The organism is Kitasatospora sp. NPDC048715 (assembly GCF_043198905.1).
GTDB classification, from domain to species: domain Bacteria; phylum Actinomycetota; class Actinomycetes; order Streptomycetales; family Streptomycetaceae; genus Kitasatospora; species Kitasatospora lactacystinica.
On sequence record NZ_JBICVH010000017.1, the window covers coordinates 256,610 to 279,514 of the forward strand.

The window sequence follows — 22,905 nt, forward strand, 5'->3', positions numbered from 1 at the left end:
ACGGACCTCACGCGAGCAGGGCGGGGATCTCCTGGGTCGCGTACCAGAGCAGGTCGTGGTCCTCCGCGCCGTCCACGGTGAACTGGGCGTCCTGGTCGCCCGCGTCGGCCGCGGCCACCGCCGCCACCGCCGCCGCCACGTCCGTGACCACCTCGTCGTCGGCCACGTCGGCGTGCACCGCGGCCGCCTTGGCCAGCCGCACCGGGCCGGCCAGAACCACCCGGCCGAGCGAGGCCTGGTCCTGGTACTCGTCCCCGGGGAAGGGCCGCACCGACGCGTCGGCCACGTCCAGCGCCACCACCACCCGGCGGCACGGGGCCTGCGGGTCGGCGGCCAGCAGCCGCAGCGAGGACTGCGCGGCCCGGTTCAGCGCCGCGTACTCCAGCTCCTCCAGGTCGTCGCTGACGTACCACTCGCGCAGCGCGGGCGTCACGGCGTACGCGGCGGACTGGTCCAGGGCGCCGCCCTCGCGCGCCGCCGCCAGGCCGGTCAGGGTGGTGGGCACGTACACGCGCATCGGTGGCACTCTCCGGTTCGTCCAGCAGGGTTCGTCCAGCGGGGTTCGTCCAGCGGCACCGATCCTCCGGCGCCCCAAGACTCCAGCGCCCCAAGAATAGGCGCCGCCGGACGGCCCGTGATCGCCTCCCGTCCCGGGCCGGGCCCTCACCGCCGGGGCCGCAGCGCCTCCCGGCCGGTGCGCAGGGCGCTCTCCAGGACCGCGCCGCGGCGGGCCGGGTCCATCATGTTCGGGCCCATCGCCGCGAGGTCCGCCGGGGTCGGCGCGAGCAGCAGCACCCGGACGCCCTCGGCCCGCAGCAGCGCGGCCTCGCGCAGCAGCTGCCGGGTGACGGCGTGGCGGTAGCGGCTCACCAGCTGGGCGAGCACGCCGCGGGGGCGTTCCCGGGCGCGCCACTCGCGCAGGGCGGCCAGGGTGTCGCGGCCGGACGCGAGCCCGCCCCGCCGCCCGGCCCGCCCCGGCCGGGGGTCCAGCCGCAGCGCCATCGGGGCGAGCACGTACACCTCGTCCAGCCCCCGGCCGAGCATCAGGTCGGCGTTGGTGGCGGACCAGCAGCCGCCGTCCACGTACGCCGAGCCGTCCAGCCGCACCGGCACGAACCAGCCGGGGATCGCGCAGGAGGCCATCACGGCGTCGGGCACCGGGACGGCCGGGGCGCCCGGGTCGCCGAAGACGACCCGGCGGCCGCTGCGGTAGTCCACGGCCACCACCCGCAGCGGCGATCCCCCGCCGCCGGGCTCCGGCCGGCCGTCGTCGCCGGCCGGTCCACCGCCGCCGAGCGGTCCGGTGTCGCCGAGCAGGCCTCGCACCAGCTCGCCGACCGGCGCCAGCGAGCCCCGGCCGTGCGGTGCGAGCGCCGAGACCATGGTCAGCAGCGGGTACTCGCGCGGATGCCGGACGGCGTCGCGCAGCAGCCCCGGCGAGCCGATGCCGACCCGCGGGCGGGGCGGCAGCGCACCGCCGACGGCGGTGTCGTAGTCGAAGTCCACCCCGGCCAGCGGGCCCTCGGTGATCGGCAGGCCGCGCTGGTGGTCGCGCAGGTGCTCGGGGCGGACGCCGCCGGCCAGCATCGCGGCGAGGATCGCGCCCGCCGAGGTGCCGAGCAGGACGTCGGCCTCGCCCGGCTGCCGCCCGGTGGCCTCCTCGACGGCGCACAGCGCACCGACCGTCCACGCCGCGCCGAGCATCCCGCCGCCGCCCAGCACCAGGCCGCGCCGGGGACCGCCCGCGGCGGGCCGAGCGGTGCCCGCGGCCGACGCCGCCGCCACCCGTGTCGCCATACCGGCCGCCCCTCGTCGTGGGAGCCCGGCCGTCCGCTCCCGGTCAGGGTCCGATGGTGCGCTCCGGGCCGGTACGGCGCAACGCGGCGGCCGCGCGCCGCCACCCGGTCCGCCCAGTCGGAGCGTCCCCTTTCGGGCCGTACGGTCCGTCCCCGCACGTCAACCGGGCGCCGCCGACCGGCCCGTCCGGCCCGTCGCCGCACTGGCCGGTTCCCCCGGATAGGTGAACTCCGGAGCCTGCCCCGGGCACTGCGGAAACCCGTTGCCGCCCCGCGCCGGACGCCTCCAGCCTGGACCCGTCCGTACCCGCACCACCCAGCCGAGGAGCCACCCCGTGACCGTCCGGTTCACCGCCCGTCCCACCGCCCACCCGGACCGCCGTCCGCGCGACGCCGGCGGCTGCGACCCGGCCGGCCGCCGGCCGCGCCACCCGCGCGCCGCCTGCACCGCCTCCCCCGGACCCGACTCCCCCGGGCCCGACTCCGGGGCGCTGGCCGCCCGGTTCGCCCACCGGCTGGTCGAGGTGCTCACCGGCGCCCGGCCCTCCGGCCAGCTGATGCGGCACACCAGCCTGGCCGGCTACGGACAGCTCGCCTCGCTGGTACGGGCCGGAGCGCTGCGCCGCGGCGGCCCCGCCGACCGGCCCCGGCTCGGCCCGGTGCACGACCGCTCGCCCGCCCCGGACGCGGTCGAGGCCTGCGTGCGGGTCGACCTCGGCCGGCGCCACCACGTGGTGGCCTTCCGGCTGGAGCAGCGCGGCCCGGCCGGGCAGTGGCAGTGCACCGCCGTGGAGGCCCGGTGAGCGCCCCGCCGCACCCCCGGCGGTACACGACGGCGCAGGGCGCCGTCCCGGTCCGGGAACGGCGCCCTGCGTGGCGTCCTGGCTGGTGTCCGGCGGCCGGCTCAGCCCTTGCGGCGACGGCCCTTGGCCGACTTCGCGGCCTTGCGGCGCTCGGCGCGGGTCAGCCCGTCGCCCTCGTCCTCCGGCGCGAGGTCCTCGAAGTCGCCCTCGATGACACCGCCGCCGACCTCGTCCGAGGGGGCCGTGTAGTGCAGCCGCTGCGGCTTCGGGGCCTCCAGGCCCTTGGCCTTGATCTCCGGGCGGGCGGCGTCCTTCTCCAGCTTGTCGAGCACCACCTGGGCGTCCTCGACCGGGACCTCCTCGACCTGCTGCTCGACCTGGACCTCCAGGTTGAACAGGTAGCCGACGGACTCCTCCTTGATGCCCTCCATCATCGCGGTGAACATGTCGAAGCCCTCGCGCTGGTACTCGATCAGCGGGTCGCGCTGCGCCATGGCCCGCAGGCCGATGCCCTCCTGGAGGTAGTCCATCTCGTAGAGGTGCTCGCGCCAGCGGCGGTCCAGCACCGACAGCACGACCCGGCGCTCCAGCTCGCGCATGATCTCAGCGCCCAGCTGGTCCTCGCGGGCGCCGTACTGGCCCTGGATGTCCTCCTGGATGGACTTGATCAGGAACTCGGGGGTCAGACCGGCCTGGCCGCCGGCCTCCTCCTCCAGCTCCTCCAGGTCCAGGGTGACCGGGTAGAGCTGCTTGAGCGCGGTCCAGAGCTTCTCCAGGTCCCAGTCGTCCTCGAAGCCCTCACCGGTGGCCGCCCGGACGTACGCCTCGACGGTGTCGTCCATGAAGTGGCCGACCTGCTCCTGGAGGTCCTCGCCCTCCAGCACCCGGCGGCGCTCGCCGTAGATGACCTCGCGCTGGCGGTTGAGCACCTCGTCGTACTTGAGGACGTTCTTGCGGATCTCGAAGTTCTGCTGCTCGACCTGGGTCTGCGCGGAGGCGATGGCGCGGGTGACCATCTTGGACTCGATCGGCACGTCCTCCGGGACGTTGGCCATCGAGAGCACGCGCTCGACCATGCCGGCCTTGAACAGGCGCATCAGGTCGTCGCCCAGCGACAGGTAGAAGCGGGACTCGCCCGGGTCGCCCTGACGGCCGGAGCGGCCGCGCAGCTGGTTGTCGATCCGGCGGGACTCGTGCCGCTCGGTGCCGAGGACGTAGAGGCCACCGGCCTCCTTGACCTCGTCCTGCTCGGCCTTGACCGAGGCCTTGGCCTTCTCCAGCGCGGCCGGGAACGCGGCCTCGTACTCCTCCGGGGTGTCCGTCGGGGTCAGCCCGCGCTGCGCCAGCTCGGCCGCCGCGAGGTGGTCGGAGTTGCCGCCGAGCATGATGTCGGTACCACGGCCGGCCATGTTGGTGGCGACGGTGACGGCGCCCTTGCGGCCGGCCTGCGCGACGATCTGCGCCTCGCGCTCGTGGTGCTTGGCGTTCAGCACCTCGTGCGGGATGCCGCGCTTGCGCAGCTCCTGCGACAGGTACTCGGACTTCTCGACCGACACGGTGCCGACCAGCACCGGCTGGCCCTTCTCGTGCTTCTCGGCGATGTCCTCGACCACGGCGGCGAACTTGGCCGGCTCCGACTTGTAGATCAGGTCGGGCTGGTCGATGCGCAGCGGCGTCTTGTTGGTCGGGATCGGCACCACGCCGAGCTTGTAGATCTGGTGGAACTCGGCGGCCTCGGTGGTGCCGGTACCGGTCATGCCCGCGAGCTTGTCGTACAGGCGGAAGAAGTTCTGCAGGGTGATGGTGGCCAGGGTCTGGTTCTCGTTCTGGACCTCCACCCCCTCCTTGGCCTCGATCGCCTGGTGCATGCCCTCGTTGTAGCGGCGGCCGGCCAGGATGCGGCCGGTGTGCTCGTCGACGATCATGACCTCGCCGTTCATCACGACGTAGTCCTTGTCCCGCTTGTACAGCTCCTTCGCCTTGATGGCGTTGTTCAGGAAGCCGACCAGCGGGGTGTTCACCGACTCGTAGAGGTTGTCGATGCCCAGGTAGTCCTCGACCCGGCTGACACCCTCCTCCAGGATGCCGACGGTGCGCTTCTTCTCGTCGACCTCGTAGTCGCGGTCGACCTTCAGGCGCTGCACCAGCTTGGCGAAGTCGGCGTACCACTTGGTCGCCTGGTCGGCCGGGCCGGAGATGATCAGCGGGGTGCGGGCCTCGTCGATCAGGATCGAGTCGACCTCGTCGACGACCGCGAAGTAGTGGCCGCGCTGGACGAGTTCGTCCTGCGACCAGGCCATGTTGTCGCGCAGGTAGTCGAAGCCGAACTCGTTGTTCGTGCCGTACGTGATGTCCATCCCGTACTGGCGCTTGCGCTCGACGGGCGTCATGCTGCCCAGGATCACGCCGACCTCGAGGCCGAGGAAGCGGTGCACCCGCCCCATCCACTCCGAGTCGCGCTCGGCGAGGTAGTCGTTGACCGTGATCAGGTGGACGCCCTTGCCGGTCAGCGCGTTCAGGTACGCGGGCAGGGTGCCGACGAGGGTCTTGCCCTCACCGGTGCGCATCTCGGCGACGTACCCGTAGTGCAGGGCGGCGCCGCCCATCAGCTGGACGTCGTAGTGCCGCTGGCCGAGCACGCGCTTGGCGGCCTCGCGGACGGTGGCGAACGCCTCGGGGAGGATGTCGTCCAGGCTCTCGCCGTCGACGAGCCGCTGCTTGTACTCGTCGGTCAGTGCGCGCAGCTCGGCGTCGGTGAGGTTGACGAAGTCCTCTTCGATGGAGTTGACCTGGGCAGCAATCCGCTGCAGCTTGCGAAGGATCTTGCCCTCGCCGGCGCGCAGGATCTTGTCGAAGACGGACACGTGAGCGGGCTCCTTGCCTGTATTGGCACTGGACGACTGCACGGCGGGTCACCCCACCGCACGGGCCATCGTATGCGAGGAGTCCAACCCCCCGGGAGGTGCGTCAGCACGGTATTCCCGTGTCACCCCCGCGGGCACATGGCCCGATAGCACCGCCCACCGGGGCAAAACGGTCGGCGAGCCCTGGAATCGGCCTCCTGGCGGGCGGGCGGACCGGCGGGATATTCGGATGCCCGGCCGCCTCACCCGGCGAAATAATCCGTTCATGGAAGAAACCAGCACCGAACCGGTCGTCCTGACCACCGAGCGGCTCGTCCTGCGGGCCCCGCAGGAATCCGACGTCGACGCCGTCTTCGCGGCGTGCCAGGATCCGGAGATCCAGCGCTGGACCGTCGTTCCGTCTCCGTACCGGCGCGAGGACGCGGAGTTCTTCGTGCACGATCTCGCCATCGAGGGCTGGCGCACCGGAGCGAACCGGATCTGGTGCGTGTTCGAGCGCGAGTCCGGCGCCCTGGTCGGGTCCCAGGGGCTCGTCCTGCGCGCCCACGACCCGGGCTCCGCCGAGATCGGCTGGTGGGCGGTGAAGGAGTTCCGCGGCCGCGGCTACACCACCGAGGCCGCCCGCGCCGTCTCCCTCTTCGGCCTGCGCGAGCTCGGCCTGCGCCGCCTGGAGTGGCAGGCCTACGTCGGCAACGAGGGCTCCCGCGCGGTCGCCGCGAAGGCCGGCTACCGCTTTGAGGGCACCCTGCGCTCTTACGCCGAGCAGCGCGGCGTCTTCCACGACGCCTGGATCGCCTCCCTGCTGCCCTCCGACCTGGCCTGAGGCCTCGGCGCCGGCCCGGGCCCGCGAGGCCCGCGGGCCCGGGTCGGCGCCGTTGCGGTCCGTTGCGGTCCGCTGCGGTCCGCACCCCGCCCCCGGCCCGCGCTGTCAGTGCCCGGGGCTACGCTCCCCGGCATGACCGCCGCTGACGCCCGCCCCGCCCCCGTCGCCGTCCTCAGCGCGGACGACGCCCGCCGGATCGCCCTGCGCGCCCAGGGCCTGCTGGGCGCGCCGGACCGCCGCGGCGGGGTGCGCGGGGTGCTGCGGCACCTGGGCGCCGTCCAGTTGGACACCATCTCGGTGCTCGCCCGCTCGCACGAGCTGGTGCCGTACGCCCGGCTCGGCGCGGTCGGCCGCCCGGCCGTCGAGGCGGCCTACTGGGGCGGCGGCACGAGCTTCGAGTACTGGTCGCACGCGGCCTGCGTCCTGCCGGTCGAGGAGTGGCCGCTGTTCGCCTTCCGGCGCCGCCGCTACCGCGACCGCGGCCACCTCTGGGGCCACCAGGTCGCACCCGAGACCTACCGCGCCGTGCTCGACAAGCTGCGCGCCGAGGGGCCGTTGACCTCCACGGAGCTGGGCGGCGCCAAGCGGACCGCCGAGTGGTGGGACTGGTCCGACACCAAGATCGCGGTCGAGCGGGCGCTGGCCTTCGGGGACGTGGTCTGCACCGAGCGCCGGAGCTGGAAGCGGGTCTACGCGCTGGCCGAACAGGCCGTCCCGGCCGAGCTGTTCGGACAGGACCGGTCGGACGAGGACTGCCTGCGCACGCTGGTCGGCCAGGCCGGCGCCGCGCTCGGCGTGGCCACCCGGGCCGATCTGCTGGACTACCACCGGCTGCGCGCCGAGCAGTTGGACCCGGTGCTCGCCGACAGCGGGCTCGTCCCGGTCGAGGTGGCCGGCTGGGGCCCGGACGGCGCCCCGGCCCCGGCCTGGGCCGACCCGGCCGCCCTCGCCACCGTCCCGCGCGGGCGCCACCGCACCACGCTGCTCTCGCCGTTCGACTCGCTGGTCTGGGACCGCGCCCGCACCGAGCGGATCTTCGGCATGACGCACCGGCTGGAGGCGTACACGCCCAAGCACAAGCGGGTGCACGGCTACTTCGCGATGCCGCTGCTGGCCGGCGGCCGGCTGGTCGGCCGGGTCGACCCGGCCCGCGAGGGGCGCACCCTGGTCGCCCGGCAGATCTCGCTGGACGGCGGCGGTGCCCGGCACGTCGAGGCACTGGCGACGGCGCTGCGCGAGGCGGCCGACTGGGTCGGCTGCGACGGGGTGCGGGTCGGGACGCTGCACGACGAGCGGCTGCGCCCGACCCTGGAGAAACTGCTGACGGACCGCTGAGTCCCGCCCGGCTCACCCTATTTCGAGGATCTTCTCCCGCATCGCGTACACCACGGCCTCCATCCTGGAGTGCAGCTGGAGCTTCTCCAGGATGTTGCGCACGTGGTTCTTCACGGTGTTCTCGCTGATGAACAGCTCCTTGGCGATCTCCCGGTTGTTCATCCCGGTCGCCACCAGCTTGAGCACCTCCAGCTCCCGGTCGGTGAGCCGGGGCGCGGGCACCAGGTCCCGGTCGTCGGAACGGCGCTGGATCATCGACTTGAACTCGGTGAGCAGCTTGGACGCCATCGAGGGGCTGATCTGCGACTGCCCGTCGGCGACCGCGCGGATCGCGGTGGCGACCTCGTCGGTGGAGATCTCCTTGAGCAGGTAGCCGGTGGCCCCCGCCTTGATCGCCTCGTAGAGGTCGGCCTCCTCGTCGCTTATCGTCAGCATGATGATCTTGGTGCTGGGCGCCACGTCCTTGATCGCCGTACAGGCCTCGATCCCGCTGCGGCGCGGCATCCGGACGTCCATGAGGATGATGTCGGGCAGCAGGTCGGCGGCCTTCAGCACGGCCTCGGCGCCGTCCCCCGCCTCGCCGACGACCTTGATGTCCGGCTCCTCCGCGAGCACGATCTCCAGCCCGCGGCGGAACAGCGCGTGGTCGTCCACCACCAGGACGCGGATCGGCTCACTCCGGCGCGGCTCGTACGCGGACTCGTCCTCCGCCCCCAACGGCAGCCCTGGCCCGGACCCGGGCCCCAGCCCGAAGTGATCCCCCATCCGCTCCTCCCCCTTCGCGGGTCGTCGTGCGCCAATCATTCCACGCCCCGAACCCGCTGCGGTCACCCTCCGGTGTCGATTCCCCCGCATCGGGTGACCCCTTCGCCGGGCGCCCCGAACGGCGGACACGCCCGAACGCCGGTGACCCCGGCGGCCAGGGCCGCCGGGGTCACCCCTCCATCACCGCTCGGACGGTCAGTCCTCGTCGTCGGACCCGCCGATCGCGCCGCCCGCCCCGCTGCCCGGCCCGGCCGCGAGGTCGGTCTGCAGGTGGATGACGCCGTAGTGGTAGCCGTGCCGGCGGTAGACCACGCTCGGCAGGCCGCTGTCCTTCTCCACGAAGAGGTAGAAGTCGTGGCCGACCAGCTCCATCTCGTAGAGCGCCTGGTCCAGCGCCATGGGGGCGGCCGGGTGCGTCTTCTCCCGGACCACCAGCGGGCCTTCGCCCTCCACTTCCAGGGATCCCATCATGGTCTTGCGGACGGCGCCGTTCGTCTCGCCCTCCGGCGCCGTCGTGGCCGGGAGCGCGGCCAGGGCCGCGGTCGCCTCGGCGACGCTGATCGGGGTGCGGCCGTTCGCGCCGCCCTTGTGCACCCGACGCCGGTCCGCGGACTTGCGCAGCTGCGCGTCGAGCTTCGCCGAGGCCAGGTCGAGCGCCGCGTACGGGTCGGCGGCGGCGGCTTCGGCCCGGATCACGGGGCCGCGGCTGCGGAGAGTGATCTCGACCCGATCGGAGCGGTCGGCCTGCCGCGGGTTGTGCTCCTTGGACACCTCGACGTCCAGGCTGATGGCCTTGGCGTCGAACTTCTGGACCTTCTCCAGCTTCTCGGCCACGTGCTCGCGGAACCTCTTGGGCACCTCGGTCTTGCGGCCCTTGACGACGATGTCCACGCAGAACTCCGATCCCTCGTGCTGACGCCGATCCGGGTGCTACCGGACCGGACTGAGACCCAGCTGGACCAGCCCATCCACTGCTGACCCCCCGCCCCCGCCGCCAGCGGCGGGAAACGACTGGCCCTCACCTCACTTCCTCCCCACCAGGGACGGTTGAAACCCCCTGGGCCTTATCGAACACCTCACACGGGTTTTCCGCCTCCCCAGGCGATGAGGAGGGTATGACCCGATACTGCGGTCGGGCGGTCAAGCTGGTCCACCCTGTCTACCCTCTCGCGGGTGAAGTATGGGTAAATACCTGGACAACGCCCCCCATACGGCGGATCCTGTGCTGACTCTCCGTGCCTGCCACCGCCAGGAGCAGCCGTGCCGCCGTCCCCCGCCGCCACCCGCCCGCCGGCCGCCCAAGGGCCGTTCGGCCACGCACTGGCCGGGCTGCTGGACGTCCTGCTGCCCGCCGACTGCGCGGGCTGCGGCAGCGAGCGCACCCAGCTCTGCCCGGCCTGCCGGCGCGCGCTGGCCACCGCACGGCCGGCCCCGACCGTGCTGCCCTGGACGCACGCCGCCGCGCCGTACACCGGTGCCGTCCGGCAACTGCTGCTCGCCCACAAGGAGCGGGGCGCGCTGCGGCTGGCCGGGCCGCTCGGCGAGGCCCTCGGACGGGCGGTGCGCTCCGCCCTGGGGGCACGGGCCGGGGCCGCGCCGCTGCTGCTGGTCCCGATGCCCTCGGCCCGCTCGGCCGTCCGCGCCCGCGGGCACGATCCGACGCTGCGGCTGGCCGGGGCGGCCGCCCGCTCACTGCGCCGGACCGGCCTGGACGTCCGGGCCGCGCCGCTGCTGCGGCACACCCGGCCGGTCGCCGACCAGGCCGGGCTGAACGCGGCCGAGCGGCGCCGCAACCTGCGCGGAGCCCTGACCGTGCTGCCGCGCGCCCGGACCGGGCCCGCGGGCCTCGCGGGCCGTCACCCGGTGCTGGTGGACGACCTGGTGACCACCGGGGCCAGCCTCGCCGAGGCCGCCCGGGCGCTGGCCGACGCCGGCCTGCCGGCCCGGGCCGGGGCCACGGTCGCGGCCACCGCGCGCCCGGCCGGCTGACCGCCGCCGCGTCAGCTCGCGCGGCCGGCCCCGCGGCGGGCCCGGGAAGGCCCGTCGGCCCGCCCGGACGCGCCGTCAGCCCGCGTAGAGGAAGGACCGGGGCTTGTCGATCAGCGAGGCTTCCCGCCACTGGTGGTTGACCAGGCGGAAGGCCTTGATCTCGCTCGGCTTGCCGTCCGCCTGCTTGACCTCGCCCATCGCGAGCACCGGCGGCGCCTGGGTCAGGCTGTCCCCCCGGGACTCCGAGGCCGCGACGGTCGTCATGCTCTCGGCGCTCTGCAGCTGGGTGTCCGTGCTCTGCGAGCCGTCGGTGCTGATGAAGTACAGCTGCTGGGTCCGGTCGGACTCCTTGCCGAGCACGAGCAGCTGGTCGGTCTCCGCCCAGGACACCGAGGCGACGTCGGTGAGCGTGGGGGCGGCCCGGCGCAGCCCGGTGATCTTCACGGTCGGCGCCTGCGGGGTGCCGTCGTGCACCACCAGTCCGAACCACAGCGAGCGGACGGCCGAGCCCGGGGTCCTGGCCACCAGGGCGACCCGGACGCCGTCCGAGGAGATCTTCAGCGACTGCACGGTCTGCCCGGTCAGCCCCTCGACCGGCACGGTGTACGACTTGGCGCCGCGCACCATCACCACCCGCGGGGCCTGCTTGTTGCGGTCCACCACCCAGAGGTCGCCGCGGCCGTCCCAGGTGGGCGAGGCGAAGCCGTCCTCCTTGTCGCCGCCCTTGGCCGGAGAGCTGAGCACCGGCTCGCCCATGGTCACCGCGCTGTCCGACAGCGGCACCGAGTAGACCTGGTGGCCGTCCTCGCTGATCGCCGCGACCTGGGTGCCGCTGCGGCCGACCGCGACGGCGCCGAGCGGCGGCTTGGTGTTCGACTGCGGCTTGCCGAGGACGCCGCGGACCGGATCGCCGGGGCCCCCCTCGTCGGTCGCCACCAGGGCGCCGTCGGCACGCTGGTAGTACTGCTTCCCGGGCGTCGGCCCGGCCAGCGCACCGGGGCCGGTGGGCGGTTCGTCGCCGCGGCCGACGGTGCAGGAACCGTGCGGCCCCTTCAGCTCCAGCCGCTCGACCTGGCCCTTGCCCTGGTCGGCGAGGGTGTAGAAGAACTGGGTCGCCATCCGCCGGCAGGCCATCGGCTCGCCGAGGTCGACCCCGCCGATCTGCAGGTGGGCGACCCTGCCGTCGTCGATGGTCACCCGCTCGACCCTGACGCCGCTCGGGAACGCCGTCCGGACCACCGGCGAGAGCCAGGTCGAGGGCCCGTCGGCCACCGCCTGGGCCGCCGTGGCCAGCGGGTCTATCCGGCGCCGCAGGTAGACCGGGTCGGCGACCAGCACCTCCTGGCCGACGTTCCCGGAGGCCACCGCCGACGGGTCGGGCGCGGTGTAGAAGAACCGCGCGACCTGCCGGAAGCTGTTCCGGAAGTTGGTCTCGTTCATGATCACGCCGGTCGGCAGCTTGTCGATCCGCCACTCGTCCTTCTCCCGGACGAAGGTGAAGTCGGACGAGACGTTGTTCTGCCCTGCGACCAGCTGGTACGAGTGCTTCTCGTCGACGGTGGCGACCAACTGCCCGCTCACCGGCACCGAGACCGTGGTGTCCGCGTCGGTGACGTCCTGGCCGCCCGGGATGGTCGTGGACGAGAGCACCCGGATCTCCGCCTCGGGCTTCCACTCCGCGGCGGCGCTCTCGGTGAGGTACTTGCGCGCGGTGTCGTACCCCTCGTCGGCGGTCACCGCGTCCAGGAACCCGGTCAGCAGCTCGCGCGGCTTGGCGCCCCGGCCGGGTGCCACCGGGTACACCCGGGCCTGCAGGTTCTTGTCGGCCGACCCCTGGGGCAGCTCCACCCGGGCGATGCCGCCGGAATCCGGCATGGTCGCGCAGCCGCTCGCCACCAGGGCGCCGACCAGCGTGCCGACCGCCGCGAGGAGCCGCGACTCAGTCCTGTTGCTCGTCCCTCGCACGCTGCGACCCCTCCGCGTCCGTCGTCCCGCCCGTCACGTCCGGCTCCGCCGTCCGCTGTGCCACCGACGGCCGTCCGGGCGTCGGGTCCACCATGACCTGGGCGCCGGTGGCCCCGTACCCGGCGGCCGTCCACACGCCCGAGGGGTCCGCGCGCGGCCCCTCCGGCAGTCGGCTGCGGCCCAGCCCGGGGCCGATGTTCAGCACCCCGCCGAGCCCGCTGCCGAGGCTGCTGCCCACGGCCTCCGGCGTCTCCGCCTGGTCCTCGACCGCGGCCGTCGCCGTCGCCCCGGACGGGCTGATCGCCCGCCGGTACGGCGTGCCCTGCGCGCCCAGGCCCCGGTTGTTGCGGGAGTCCTCCGGCTCCAGCCGGAACGGCGCCCGGGTGATCTCGCCGCCGCGGGTGCGCGGCAGGGTGAGCCGGAAGTGCGAGCCGCCGCCGGGCTCGCCCCAGGCCTGGAGCCAGCCGCCGTGCAGGTGGGCGTCCTCGACGGCGATGGACAGGCCGAGGCCGGTGCCGCCGGTGGTCCGCACCCGGGACGGGTCGGCCCGCCAGAAACGGTGGAACACCCGGGACGCCTCGCCCGGCTTGAGTCCGATGCCGTAGTCGCGCACGCCGACCGCGACCGCGCCGTCCGCGGAGCCCAGCCGGACCACCACGTCACGGCCCTCGCCGTGCTCCAGGGCGTTGACCACCAGGTTGCGCAGGATGCGCTCGATCCGTCGGGAGTCCACCTCGGCCAGCACCGGCTCGCCGTCGCCGCGGATCACCACGGCACTGCCCTTGGCCTCGGCGAGCGGCTCGGCGGCCTCGACCACCCGCGCGACGATCTCGCGCAGGTCGACCGGCTCGGCGTCCAGGATCGCGGCGCCGGCGTCGAAGCGGCTGATCTCCAGCAGGTCGGCGAGCAGCGACTCGAAGCGGTCCAGCTGGCCCTGCAGCAGCTCCGCCGAGCGGGCCGCCATCGGGTCCAGGTCCTCACGGCTGTCGTAGATGAGGTCGGCGGCCATCCGGACCGTGGTCAGCGGGGTGCGCAGCTCGTGCGAGACGTCCGAGACGAACCGCCGCTGCACCCGGGACAGCTCCTCCAGCTGCCGGATCTGCGCCTGAAGGGCGTTGGCCATCCGGTTGAAGGACTCGCCGAGGCGGGCGATGTCGTCCGTCCCGGTGACCTTCATCCGCTCTTCCAGGTGGCCGTCGGCGAGCCGCTCGGAGATCCCGGCGGCCATCCGGACCGGGGTGACCACCTGGCGCACCACGACCCAGGCGATGCCGCCCATGAGGATCACCACGAACACCCCGGCGGTCGCCAGGGTGCCGGTGACCAGGTTGAGGGTGTCGGTCTCCTGGCCGAAGGAGAACACGTAGAACATCTGGTAGCTGTTCCCGGCCGCGGCCGGACCGACGAACTGCATGCCGAGGGCCAGCCCGGGCTCGGACTTCCCGCCGCTCTCGGGCGAGCGGTGGATCCGGGTCGGCTGGTCGAACATCTGGCCGGGCTCGGAGGCGAGCTTGGCCCGCAGGGCGTCCGGGATGCTGATCGGCTGGATGTCGCCCGAGTAGCGCGGCGCGAAGCCGGCGGTGTCGGGGACGACGGCGCCGGTGCCGGGGGCCATGGCGATCACCGAGTAGACGGTCTGCCCGCTCCCGGCAAGGTCGTTGACCTGCCGCAGCAGCCAGGTGCCGGTCTCGTCGACGGTCGGGTCGGCGGTGCCCCGCAGCTTCTGGTCCCGGGCCTCGTCGATCTTCTTCTGCTCGACCTGGAAGCCGATCCGGGCCTGCGCGCGGGCGGCGTCCATCTTGGTGTCGAGCAGGCCGGTGCGCACCTGCGCCACCACGACCACACCCAGCACCAGGACGACCGCGATGGACGCGAGCAGGGACACCGCGACCACGCGCAGCTGGATCGACCGGCGGTAGAGCGTGGCCACCCGGTGCACGGGGCGGCGCAGCTGACGCTTGACCAGCGCCACCACGGCGGAAGGGCCTCGCCGGCGGCGGGTGGTCGAACTCAGCACGTCGCCGCGCACGGCACCGGCCCCGTCGGCCGCGGAACCCGACGGGGTGTCGTCTGCCCGGTCCGTCACGTCAGCTGGGTCCGGCCTTGTAGCCGACGCCGCGGACGGTCACCACGATCTCGGGGCGCTCCGGGTCCTTCTCGATCTTGGAACGCAGGCGCTGCACATGGACGTTGACCAGGCGGGTGTCCGCCGCGTGGCGGTAGCCCCAGACCTGCTCCAGCAGCACCTCGCGGGTGAACACCTGCCAGGGCTTGCGGGCCAGCGCGACCAGCAGGTCGAACTCCAGCGGGGTCAGCGGGATGCCCCGGCCGTCCCGCTTCACCGAGTGGCCGGCCACGTCGATCACCAGGTCGCCGATGGTCAGCTGCTCGGGCGTGGGCTCCTCGGCGCGGCGCAGCCGCGCACGCACCCGGGCCACCAGCTCCTTGGGCTTGAACGGCTTGGTGACGTAGTCGTCGGCGCCGGACTCCAGACCCACCACCACGTCGACCGTGTCGGTCTTCGCGGTCAGCATCACGATCGGGATGCCCGACTCCGCCCGGATCTGCCGGCACACGTCGATGCCGTCCCGACCGGGCAGCATCAGGTCCAGCAGGACCAGGTCCGGCTTGGTCTCCCGGAACGCCGCTAGCGCCCTGTCCCCATCCGCGACGAAAAACGGCTCAAAACCCTCACCCCGCAGCACGATGCCGAGCATCTCGGCCAGTGCGGAGTCGTCATCAACGACGAGGACGCGTCCCTTCATGCGTCCATCTTCTCATTACCGGATTGTGACCTGCCGCACAGCAGTGCCAATGCTCCAGAACGGCCAACTCCCCCACCGGTGCATTCCGGCCATACCGGGCGAATGCGCCCGCCGGGAACGCCCCCGGCCCCCTCCGGACCCCCTCCGGACCCGCTGCGGACCACCGCCCGACCCGCCGCCGAGGACCGTTGCCGATCAGCAACCGGATCGCCATGGGGCTGGTTTCCGGCCCCATGGCACGATGGGCGCTGCGCGCGGGCGGAAGATCCGTTCGCAGTCGCGCCCGTGACGCCCTCCGAGGAGCAGTGATGACCGACACCCCGGGCTGGGCCTCGCCCAGCTCGTCCGAGCCGCCCCGCGACGACGCCCGGCCCCCGGCCGACGCGCCCGCCGCCGTGCCCGGGCCGTCGGCACCACCGCAGGACACCGCAGGCCGCCCCGGCCCGGCCGGCGCCCCCCGGCCCGGAGAGCAGTGGGGACAGCAGTGGGGCCAGCAGTGGGGGCAGCAGCCTCCCGGCGGCCACCGCCCGTACGGCTGGGGCGCCCCGGCGAGCCCCAAGCCGGGCGTCATCCCGCTGCGCCCGCTGAGCTTCGGCGAACTGCTGGACGGTGCCGTCACCACCGTCCGCCGGCACTGGCGCACCGTGCTCGCGCTCTCGCTCGGCCTCGCCGTGCTCTCCCAGGCCGGCTCCGTCGTGGTCAACCTGCTGGTCAAGGGGAAGACCGGCGAGTCCACCCAGACCCTGCGGATGCTGGCCGGGCTGCCGCTGGAGCTGCTGCTCAACGTGTTCGCCACCGCGCTGCTCACCATCGTGGTCAGCCGCGCCGTCCTCGGCCGGTCGGTGACCGCCGGGGAGGCCTGGCGCGACGCCCGCCCCCGGCTGCTCCAACTGCTCGGGCTGACCCTGCTCACCGCCCTGCTGGGCCCCGGTGTGATCCTGCTCGGCTTCGCCCCCATGGTCGGGTACGGCCTCGCCGGCCAGGGCTCCGCCGCCGTCACCGGCCTGCTGAGCCTGCTCGGTCTGCTGACCCTGCCGGTCGCCGCCTGGCTGTGGATCCGCTTCAGCCTCGCCGCCCCGGCCCTGATGCTGGAGAAGCAGGGCGTGCTGACGGCACTGTCGCGCTCGCGGCGCCTGGTCCGCGGCGCCTGGTGGCGGGTCCTCGGCATCACCGTGCTGGGCTACGTGCTGGCGTTCGTCGTCGCGATGGTCGTCGTGGTCCCGGCCCAGCTCATCGGCCTGCTGCTGGGCTTCGAGAAGCTCAGCCGCCAGGGCCTGCCCGACGCCGCCGACCAGGGCGTCGCCATGCTGCTCCTGCTGGCGGTCGCCGGGATCATCGCCGGCACCTTCACCACCCCGTTCATCGCCGCGGTCGGCGTGCTGGTCTACATCGACCAGCGGATCCGCCGCGAGGCCCTGGACATCGAGCTCGCCCGCGCGGCCGGCCTGCCCGAGCACGGCGGCACCGGCTGGGGCGGCGGCCCGGGCGACCCGACGTCAGCGAGGCGCTGAGCCGGATGCCGAACTGGGGGGAAGGGCTGCTCGCCGCGGGCGGCGCACCGGTCACCGTGCCGCGTGACCCGGCGCGCGAGGCCGCCCGCGACGAACTGCTCGACGCGGAGTACCACAAGCACGACCCGTCCGTGCTGCAGCGGATCACGGACTGGATCTACGACCACATCGCCAGAGCGCTCGACAGCATCTCCGGCGACGGCACCACCGGCACCACCGGACTGATCCTCTTCCTGATCGTCGCGGTGCTGATCGGCGCCGCGCTCTGGTGGCGCCTCGGCGCACCGCGCCGCGCCGCCCGCACCGTCCCGGACGTGTACGGCGCCGAGGGCCCGCGCAGCGCCGACCAGTACCGGGCGGACGCCGCCGGGCACGCCGCCGCCGGACGCTGGACCGAAGCCGTCCGCGAGCAGATGCGCGCCCTGGTGCGCAGCCTGGAGGAGCGCACCCTGCTCGACATCCGCCCCGGCCGCACCGCCGACGAGGCCGCCACCGAGGCCGGCCGGGCGCTGCCCGAGCACGCCGCCGCACTGGCCGCGGCCGCCCGGACCTTCGACGACATCGCGTACGGCGAGCGCACCGCCGACCAGGACGCCTACCGGCTGCTGCACGAGCTCGACCGGACCCTGGAGCGCACCCGCCCGGTCCTCGCGCCCGACACCGCCGGTGCCGCCGTCCCGGCCCCGACCCCGGGAGGAGCGGCATGACCGGTACCGTCCCCACGCCCCCGCCCGGCACCCCGACCAGCCTCACCCCCAGCACGCGCGGCCTGTGGCGCCGGGCCCGCTGGTACCTGGCCGTCCTCGCCGCCCTGCTGATCGGCGCCGCCGCCGTGTCCGCCCTCGACCAGGACCGCCGATACCCGCCGCTGGACCCGCGCTCGTACGACCGCGACGGCGCCCACGCCGTCGTCGCCCTGCTCGAACGCCAGGGCATCAAGGCCGAGCTCAGCACCGACCCGACCACCACCCCGGCCGGACCGGACACCCTCGTGCTGCCCGAACCCGACCTGCTCGACCCCGCCCAGCTGCGCGCCGTCGCCGCCGCCCGGCACCGGCGGCTGATCCTGGTCGCCCCCGGCCCGGCCGCGCTCACCGCGCTCGCCCCCGGCATCCGGCTGTCCGACGACACGGGCGGACCGGCCTACGCCTCCGTCCGCTCCACCCCCGCCGACTGCTCGCTCACCGAGGCCGTCCGGGCCGGCAGCGCCCAGCAGGGCGGCATGCTCTACACCAGCGGCAGCCGCGGCGAGGGCTGCTACGCCCGCGGCCACGGCTACCCGCTGGTCGGCCTCCCCGTCGGCGACGGCGACCACGACGTCATCGTGCTCGGCAGCGGAACCTTCCTGCACAACGGCGAACTGACCAAGGACGGCGACGCCTCCCTCGCCCTCGGCCTGCTCGGCTCGCAGCCCCGCCTCACCTGGCACCTGCCCGACTACTCCGCCCCGCTCCCCGAGGGCGCCCGCACCAAGACCTTCGGCGACTACCTGCCGAGCGGCTGGCACTGGGCCGGCTACCAGCTCGCCGTCGCCGCCGTGCTCGCCGCCCTCTGGCGCGGGCGCCGGCTCGGCCCGGTGGTCAGCGAGAACCTGCCCGTGGTGGTCCGCGCCGCCGAGACCACCGAGGGCCGCGCCCGCCTGTACCGGCGGGCCAGGGCCCGCGGCCGCGCCGCCGAGGCGCTGCGCGGCGCCACCGCCCACCGCCTCGCCCCCGCCCTGGGCGTCCCGCTCCGGGCCGGCGCACCCGACTCCGACGCGCTCTGCGTCGCCGTGGCCGACCGGCTGCCCGCCCGGCCCGCCGGGGACGTCCGGGCCCTGCTGTACGGCCCGCCCCCGACCGACGACGCCGCACTGCTGCGGCTCGCCGACGACCTCGACGCCCTCGAAAGGCAGGTACGGAACCCGTGACCGACCAGGCAACCGCCCAGCTCCGCTCCGTCCCCGGCACGGCACCCGCTACCCCCGCCACCGACCCGCGCACCGCGCTGACCGCCCTGCGCGCCGAGATCGGCAAGGCCGTGGTCGGCCAGGACGCCGCCGTCACGGGCCTGGTCGTCGCCCTGCTCTGCGGCGGCCACGTGCTGCTGGAGGGCGTCCCCGGCGTCGCCAAGACCCTGCTGGTGCGCACCCTGTCCACCGCGCTCAGCCTGGGGACCAAGCGCATCCAGTTCACCCCCGACCTGATGCCCGGCGACGTCACCGGCTCGCTCGTCTACGACGCCCGCACCGCCGAGTTCTCCTTCCAGCCCGGCCCGGTCTTCACCAACCTGCTGCTCGCCGACGAGATCAACCGCACCCCTCCGAAGACCCAGGCCGCCCTGCTGGAGGCCATGGAGGAGCGCCAGGTCACGGTGGACGGCGAACCGCGCGCCCTGCCCGTCCCGTTCCTGGTCGCCGCGACCCAGAACCCGGTCGAGTACGAGGGCACCTACCCGCTGCCCGAGGCCCAGCTGGACCGCTTCCTGCTCAAGCTGATCCTGCCGCTGCCCGACCGCGACCAGGAGTTCCAGGTGCTCTCCCGGCACGCCGCCGGCTTCGACCCCCGGGACCTCCGCGCGGCCGGCGTCCGCCCGGTCGCCGGGCCCGAGCACCTGGTCGCCGCCCGCGAGCAGATCGCCAAGCTGACCGTCTCCCCCGAGATCCTCGCCTACATCGTCGACCTCTGCCGGGCCACCCGGCAGTCCCCGTCGCTGTCGATCGGCGTCTCCCCGCGCGGCGCCACCGCCCTGCTCGCCGCCTCCCGCGCCTGGGCCTGGCTGGCCGGCCGCGACTACGTCACCCCGGACGACGTCAAGGCGCTCGCCCTGCCCACCCTGCGGCACCGGGTCGCGCTGCGCGCCGAGGCCGAGATGGAGGGCGTCACCGCCGACTCCGTCATCCAGGCCGTCCTCGCCCAGACGCCCGCACCCCGCTGACCCGGGCACACCCCACCGCGGCACGCCGTCCCGCACCCCACCGCACCACACCCGTTTCCGGCCCTCCGGCCCACGGGCTACCGGCCCACGGGCCACCGACTCACGGGCTTCCGAAGGAGCGCACCGCATGGCCCTCACCGGGCGAACCGCCCTGCTCGCCGCACTCGGCGCGCTCGTCGTGGGCCTGCTGCTGCCGTCCTGGACTGGGATCGGCCTGGTCACCGGCGCGGTGCTGGTCGCCGTCGCGGTCGACCTGGTGCTCGCCGCCCCGGTCCGCACCCTGCGACTCGGACGGAGCGGCGACACCACCGTGCGGCTCGGCGAGCCCGCCACGGTCGAACTGACCGTCACCAACCCGTCCGGCCGACTGCTCCGCGGCCTGGTCCGCGACGCCTGGGCCCCGTCCGCCTGGCGCCCCGGCACCGCCGAGGCCGCCTCCCGGCACGCCCTGACCCTCCCCGGCGGCGAGCGGCGCCGGATCACCACCGTGCTCACCCCCACCCGCCGCGGCGACCACCACGCCCACCGGGTGACGGTCCGCTCGCTCGGCCCGCTCGGCCTGGCCGGCCGCCAGGGCTCGCACCTCGTCCCCTGGACGGTCCGCGCACTGCCCCCGTTCGCCAGCCGCAAGCACCTGCCCTCCCGGCTCGCCCGGCTGCGCGAACTCGACGGCCGCACCTCGGTGCTGACCCGCGGCCAGGGCACCGAGTTCGACTCCCTGCGCGAGTACCTGCCCGGCGACGACGTCCGCTCCATCGACTGGCGCGCCAGCGCCCGCCGGAACACCGTCGCCGTCCGCACCTGGCGCCCCGAACGCGACCGGCACATCCTCGTCGTCCTCGACACCGGCCGCACCTCGGCCGGCCGGGTCGGCGACGCACCCCGCCTGGACGCCGCCCTCGACGCCGCGCTGCTGCTCACCGCCCTCGCCACCCGGGCCGGCGACCGGGTCGACCTGCTCGCCCACGACTCCCGCAAGCGCGTCACCGTGGCCGGCAGCTCGGCCCACGAGGTACTGCCCGCCTTCACCAACGCGATGGCCGGGCTCGAACCCGCCCTGCACGAGACCGACATGCGCTCACTGGTGGCCACCGCACTCAAGATGGCCCCCCAGCGCTCGCTGATCGTGCTGCTCACCGGCCTCGACGCGGCCCCGGTCGAGGACGGGCTGCGCCCGCTGCTGCCCATGCTCACCAAGCGCCACGAGGTCGTCCTCGCCTCCGTCGCCGACCCGCAGCTGGAGGTCCTCGCCGCCGGGCGGGGCACCCTGGGCGCGGTCTACGGCGCGGCGGCCGCCGAACAGACCCGCGCCGACCGCCGGGCCACCGCCGAGCGCCTCACCCGCCACGGCGTCACCGTCCTGGACGCCCCGCCGGCCCGGATCGCCCCGGCCCTGGCCGACACCTACCTGGCGATGAAGGCCGCCGGCCGGCTCTGAGCCGCTGCCCTCCGGATGCCGCCCAGGCGGATCCGACGCTCCGTCACTCCCGGGTCCGCCCCCTCAACCCAGCGTTGAGCCGGGCCGCCTGACGGGTCAGGTGCTCGCGCTCGGCGAGGTTGGACGCCTTGAGCGCCGCCTCCGCGTACAGCCGCGACGCCGTCGCCGCGTCCCCGTCGCGCTCGTGCAGGTACGCCGCCACCGCCGTGTACCGGGGCAGCGCGTCGTCCAGTTCGGCGAGCTCCGCCAGCCCGGCGCGCGGACCGTCCGCCTCGCCGACCGCCACCGCGCGGTTGAGCCGCACCACCGGACTGGCGGTCAGCCGGACGAGCTCGTCGTACCATTCGACGATCTGCACCCAGTCCGTCTCCTCGGCGGTGGGGGCGTCGGCGTGCAGCGCCGCGACGGCCGCCTGGGCCTGGAACTCGCCCAGCCGGTCCCGGGCCAGGGCCCTGTGCAGGATCCCGATGCCCTCGGCGATCAGTCCGGTGTCCCAGCGGGCGCGGTCCTGCTCGGCCAGCGGCACCAGCGCACCGTCGGGCCCGGTCCGGCCGGCCCGCCGGGCGTGGTGCAACAACATCAGGGCCAGCAACCCCGCCACCTCGGGATGATCGATCACCGCCGCGAGCTGCCGGGTGAGCCGGATCGCCTCGGCCGCGAGGTCGACATCACCGGAGTAGCCCTCGTTGAAGACCAGGTAGAGCACCCGGAGCACGGTGGCGACGTCCCCGGGCTGATCGAACCGGACGCCGGAGACGGTGCGCTTGGCCCTGCTGATCCGCTGCGCCATCGTCGCCTCGGGCACCAGATAGGCCCGGGCGATCTGGCGGGTGGTCAGCCCGCCCACCGCACGCAGGGTCAGCGCGACGGCCGAAGAGGGCGTCAACGACGGGTGGGCGCACAGGAAGTAGAGCTGGAGCGTGTCGTCCGCACCGGCCGCGGGCCCCGGCCCCGGCTCCTGCTCGACCAGGTCCTCCCGACGGCGCCGGGCGGCATCCGACCGGGCCGCGTCCAGGAACTTGCGCCAGGCCACGGTGACCAGCCAGCCCTTGGGGTCGCGCGGCTGCCCGTCGGACCAGACCCGGACCGCCTCGACCAGCGCCTCCTGCAGGGCGTCCTCGGCCGCCGCGAAATCCGCTCCGCGGCGGACGAGGACACCGATGACGCTCGGCGTGAGGCTCCTCAACAGGGCCTCGTTCATCGGGCAGGTCACTCCGTGATGGTCGGCGGCATGGCGAGGAACGGGCGCAGTTCCAGCCACTCGTGGATCGGCTTCCCCCCGGCCCCGGGCGCGGCCGACAGCTCCCCGGCCAGCTCGACGGCGCGCTCGTAGCTGTCGACGTCGATCACCATCCAGCCGGCGATGAGGTCCTTGGTCTCCGCGAACGGACCGTCGGTGACCGGCGGACGCCCCTCGCCGTCGTACCGGACCCACGTCCCCTCGGGTGCGAGCGCCTGACCGTCGACGAACTCGCCGGTCTTCTCCAGCCGGTCCGCGAAGTCCTGCATGTAGGTGATGTGCGCCGTGACCTCCTCCGGCGTCCACTGGTCCATCGGCACGCAGTTGACCGCGTCCGGGGCACCCCGGTAGTGCTTCAGCAGCAGGTACTTGGCCATCGTCGTCTCCTCGGAGCTTGGTGCGACCCATTCTGGCCGCGCTCACCCCGGGGACGGTGCCGGGCACGGGTTCTCGACACGGCCGGCCGAGATTTTTTCGGCCCACCCGCGGCCGGCCTGTCGGGCCCGGAAGCCTCGTTGGGCCGGTTGGGCCGGTTGGGCCCATTGGGCCCGGAAACGCGAAGAACCCCCATCCGGATCCCGGATGGGGGTTCTTCTGAAGAATTGTTCGGCGGCGTCCTACTCTCCCACAGGGTCCCCCCTGCAGTACCATCGGCGCTGTAAGGCTTAGCTTCCGGGTTCGGAATGTAACCGGGC

Annotated in this window: 19 protein-coding genes and 1 rRNA gene; 9 read left to right on the forward strand and 11 right to left on the reverse strand. The window is 74.3% G+C overall.

The window, feature by feature from the left end:
- Positions 1-7: 7 nt before the first annotated feature.
- Together ACGFSC_RS30020 and ACGFSC_RS30025 are read right to left on the reverse strand one after the other, a co-directional pair.
- On the reverse strand, positions 8-517 hold the full coding sequence (locus ACGFSC_RS30020) for a DUF6912 family protein (protein ID WP_359908538.1): 510 nt from the start codon (positions 515-517) through the stop codon (positions 8-10).
- Positions 518-663: 146 nt separating this feature from the next.
- A complete protein-coding gene (locus ACGFSC_RS30025; RefSeq protein ID WP_359908541.1) occupies positions 664-1,797 on the reverse strand; it encodes a patatin-like phospholipase family protein in 1,134 nt (377 codons plus the stop codon).
- 334 nt (positions 1,798-2,131) lie between these two features.
- Here ACGFSC_RS30025 and ACGFSC_RS30030 point away from each other — a divergent pair, with 334 nt between their 5' ends.
- The gene (locus ACGFSC_RS30030; protein WP_359908543.1) at positions 2,132-2,599 is read left to right on the forward strand and encodes an Rv3235 family protein; all 468 of its coding nucleotides are present in this window, start codon (positions 2,132-2,134) and stop codon (positions 2,597-2,599) included.
- A gap of 101 nt (positions 2,600-2,700) precedes the next feature.
- Here ACGFSC_RS30030 and secA read toward each other — a convergent pair whose 3' ends face one another.
- Positions 2,701-5,463, reverse strand: a complete 2,763-nt coding sequence (gene secA / locus ACGFSC_RS30035; RefSeq protein ID WP_359908546.1) for a preprotein translocase subunit SecA — start codon at positions 5,461-5,463, stop codon at positions 2,701-2,703.
- Between the two features lie 265 nt (positions 5,464-5,728).
- On the opposite strand from secA, the gene ACGFSC_RS30040 reads away from it, so the two are divergent.
- Positions 5,729-6,286 carry a GNAT family N-acetyltransferase gene (locus ACGFSC_RS30040; RefSeq protein WP_359908549.1) on the forward strand — a complete coding sequence of 186 codons (558 nt, stop codon included), beginning with the start codon at positions 5,729-5,731 and terminating at the stop codon, positions 6,284-6,286.
- Between the two features lie 132 nt (positions 6,287-6,418).
- Positions 6,419-7,621: a DNA glycosylase AlkZ-like family protein gene (locus ACGFSC_RS30045; RefSeq protein ID WP_359908552.1), complete on the forward strand. Its 1,203-nt coding sequence runs from the start codon at positions 6,419-6,421 to the stop codon at positions 7,619-7,621.
- Between the two features lie 12 nt (positions 7,622-7,633).
- Here the strand turns inward: ACGFSC_RS30045 and ACGFSC_RS30050 are convergent, their stop codons facing one another.
- Both ACGFSC_RS30050 and hpf read right to left on the reverse strand, forming a co-directional pair.
- Entirely contained in the window at positions 7,634-8,386 is a 753-nt protein-coding gene (locus tag ACGFSC_RS30050; protein WP_359908555.1) for a response regulator transcription factor, read from the reverse strand.
- Between the two features lie 195 nt (positions 8,387-8,581).
- Complete coding sequence (gene hpf, locus ACGFSC_RS30055; protein ID WP_359908558.1) at positions 8,582-9,277, reverse strand: ribosome hibernation-promoting factor, HPF/YfiA family; 696 nt, start codon at positions 9,275-9,277, stop codon at positions 8,582-8,584.
- A gap of 369 nt (positions 9,278-9,646) precedes the next feature.
- Between hpf and ACGFSC_RS30060 the strand changes: the two genes are divergently transcribed.
- On the forward strand, positions 9,647-10,375 hold the full coding sequence (locus tag ACGFSC_RS30060) for a ComF family protein (protein WP_380635851.1): 729 nt from the start codon (positions 9,647-9,649) through the stop codon (positions 10,373-10,375).
- A 75-nt stretch (positions 10,376-10,450) separates the two neighbouring features.
- Here ACGFSC_RS30060 and ACGFSC_RS30065 read toward each other — a convergent pair whose 3' ends face one another.
- The 3 genes from ACGFSC_RS30065 to mtrA are packed head-to-tail and all read right to left on the reverse strand — an operon-like array spanning position 10,451 to position 15,105.
- A complete protein-coding gene (locus ACGFSC_RS30065; RefSeq protein WP_359908561.1) occupies positions 10,451-12,340 on the reverse strand; it encodes an LpqB family beta-propeller domain-containing protein in 1,890 nt (629 codons plus the stop codon).
- On the reverse strand, positions 12,315-14,426 hold the full coding sequence (gene mtrB / locus ACGFSC_RS30070) for an MtrAB system histidine kinase MtrB (RefSeq protein ID WP_380358111.1): 2,112 nt from the start codon (positions 14,424-14,426) through the stop codon (positions 12,315-12,317). The genes ACGFSC_RS30065 and mtrB overlap by 26 nt, the downstream gene beginning before the upstream one ends.
- A gap of 1 nt (position 14,427) precedes the next feature.
- Positions 14,428-15,105 carry an MtrAB system response regulator MtrA gene (gene mtrA / locus ACGFSC_RS30075; RefSeq protein ID WP_030247322.1) on the reverse strand — a complete coding sequence of 226 codons (678 nt, stop codon included), beginning with the start codon at positions 15,103-15,105 and terminating at the stop codon, positions 14,428-14,430.
- A 308-nt stretch (positions 15,106-15,413) separates the two neighbouring features.
- On the opposite strand from mtrA, the gene ACGFSC_RS30080 reads away from it, so the two are divergent.
- The 5 genes from ACGFSC_RS30080 (at position 15,414) to ACGFSC_RS30100 (ending at position 20,970) form a co-directional block, all read left to right on the forward strand.
- Positions 15,414-16,616: a hypothetical protein gene (locus tag ACGFSC_RS30080; RefSeq protein ID WP_359908563.1), complete on the forward strand. Its 1,203-nt coding sequence runs from the start codon at positions 15,414-15,416 to the stop codon at positions 16,614-16,616.
- 5 nt (positions 16,617-16,621) lie between these two features.
- Positions 16,622-17,323, forward strand: a complete 702-nt coding sequence (locus ACGFSC_RS30085) for a DUF4129 domain-containing protein (protein WP_359908566.1) — start codon at positions 16,622-16,624, stop codon at positions 17,321-17,323.
- Complete coding sequence (locus ACGFSC_RS30090) at positions 17,320-18,525, forward strand: DUF4350 domain-containing protein (RefSeq protein WP_359908569.1); 1,206 nt, start codon at positions 17,320-17,322, stop codon at positions 18,523-18,525. Before ACGFSC_RS30085 ends, ACGFSC_RS30090 begins: the two co-directional genes overlap by 4 nt.
- Entirely contained in the window at positions 18,522-19,532 is a 1,011-nt protein-coding gene (locus ACGFSC_RS30095) for an AAA family ATPase (protein ID WP_380358103.1), read from the forward strand. The genes ACGFSC_RS30090 and ACGFSC_RS30095 overlap by 4 nt, the downstream gene beginning before the upstream one ends.
- 127 nt (positions 19,533-19,659) lie before the next feature.
- Positions 19,660-20,970, forward strand: a complete 1,311-nt coding sequence (locus tag ACGFSC_RS30100) for a DUF58 domain-containing protein (protein WP_359908572.1) — start codon at positions 19,660-19,662, stop codon at positions 20,968-20,970.
- Positions 20,971-21,013: 43 nt separating this feature from the next.
- Here the strand turns inward: ACGFSC_RS30100 and ACGFSC_RS30105 are convergent, their stop codons facing one another.
- From ACGFSC_RS30105 to rrf, 3 genes are all read right to left on the reverse strand, one after another.
- On the reverse strand, positions 21,014-22,171 hold the full coding sequence (locus ACGFSC_RS30105; protein WP_359908573.1) for a DUF6596 domain-containing protein: 1,158 nt from the start codon (positions 22,169-22,171) through the stop codon (positions 21,014-21,016).
- Between the two features lie 8 nt (positions 22,172-22,179).
- A complete protein-coding gene (locus ACGFSC_RS30110; RefSeq protein ID WP_359908576.1) occupies positions 22,180-22,587 on the reverse strand; it encodes a YciI family protein in 408 nt (135 codons plus the stop codon).
- Positions 22,588-22,814: 227 nt separating this feature from the next.
- A 5S ribosomal RNA gene (gene rrf, locus ACGFSC_RS30115) occupies positions 22,815-22,905 on the reverse strand; the annotation flags it as partial.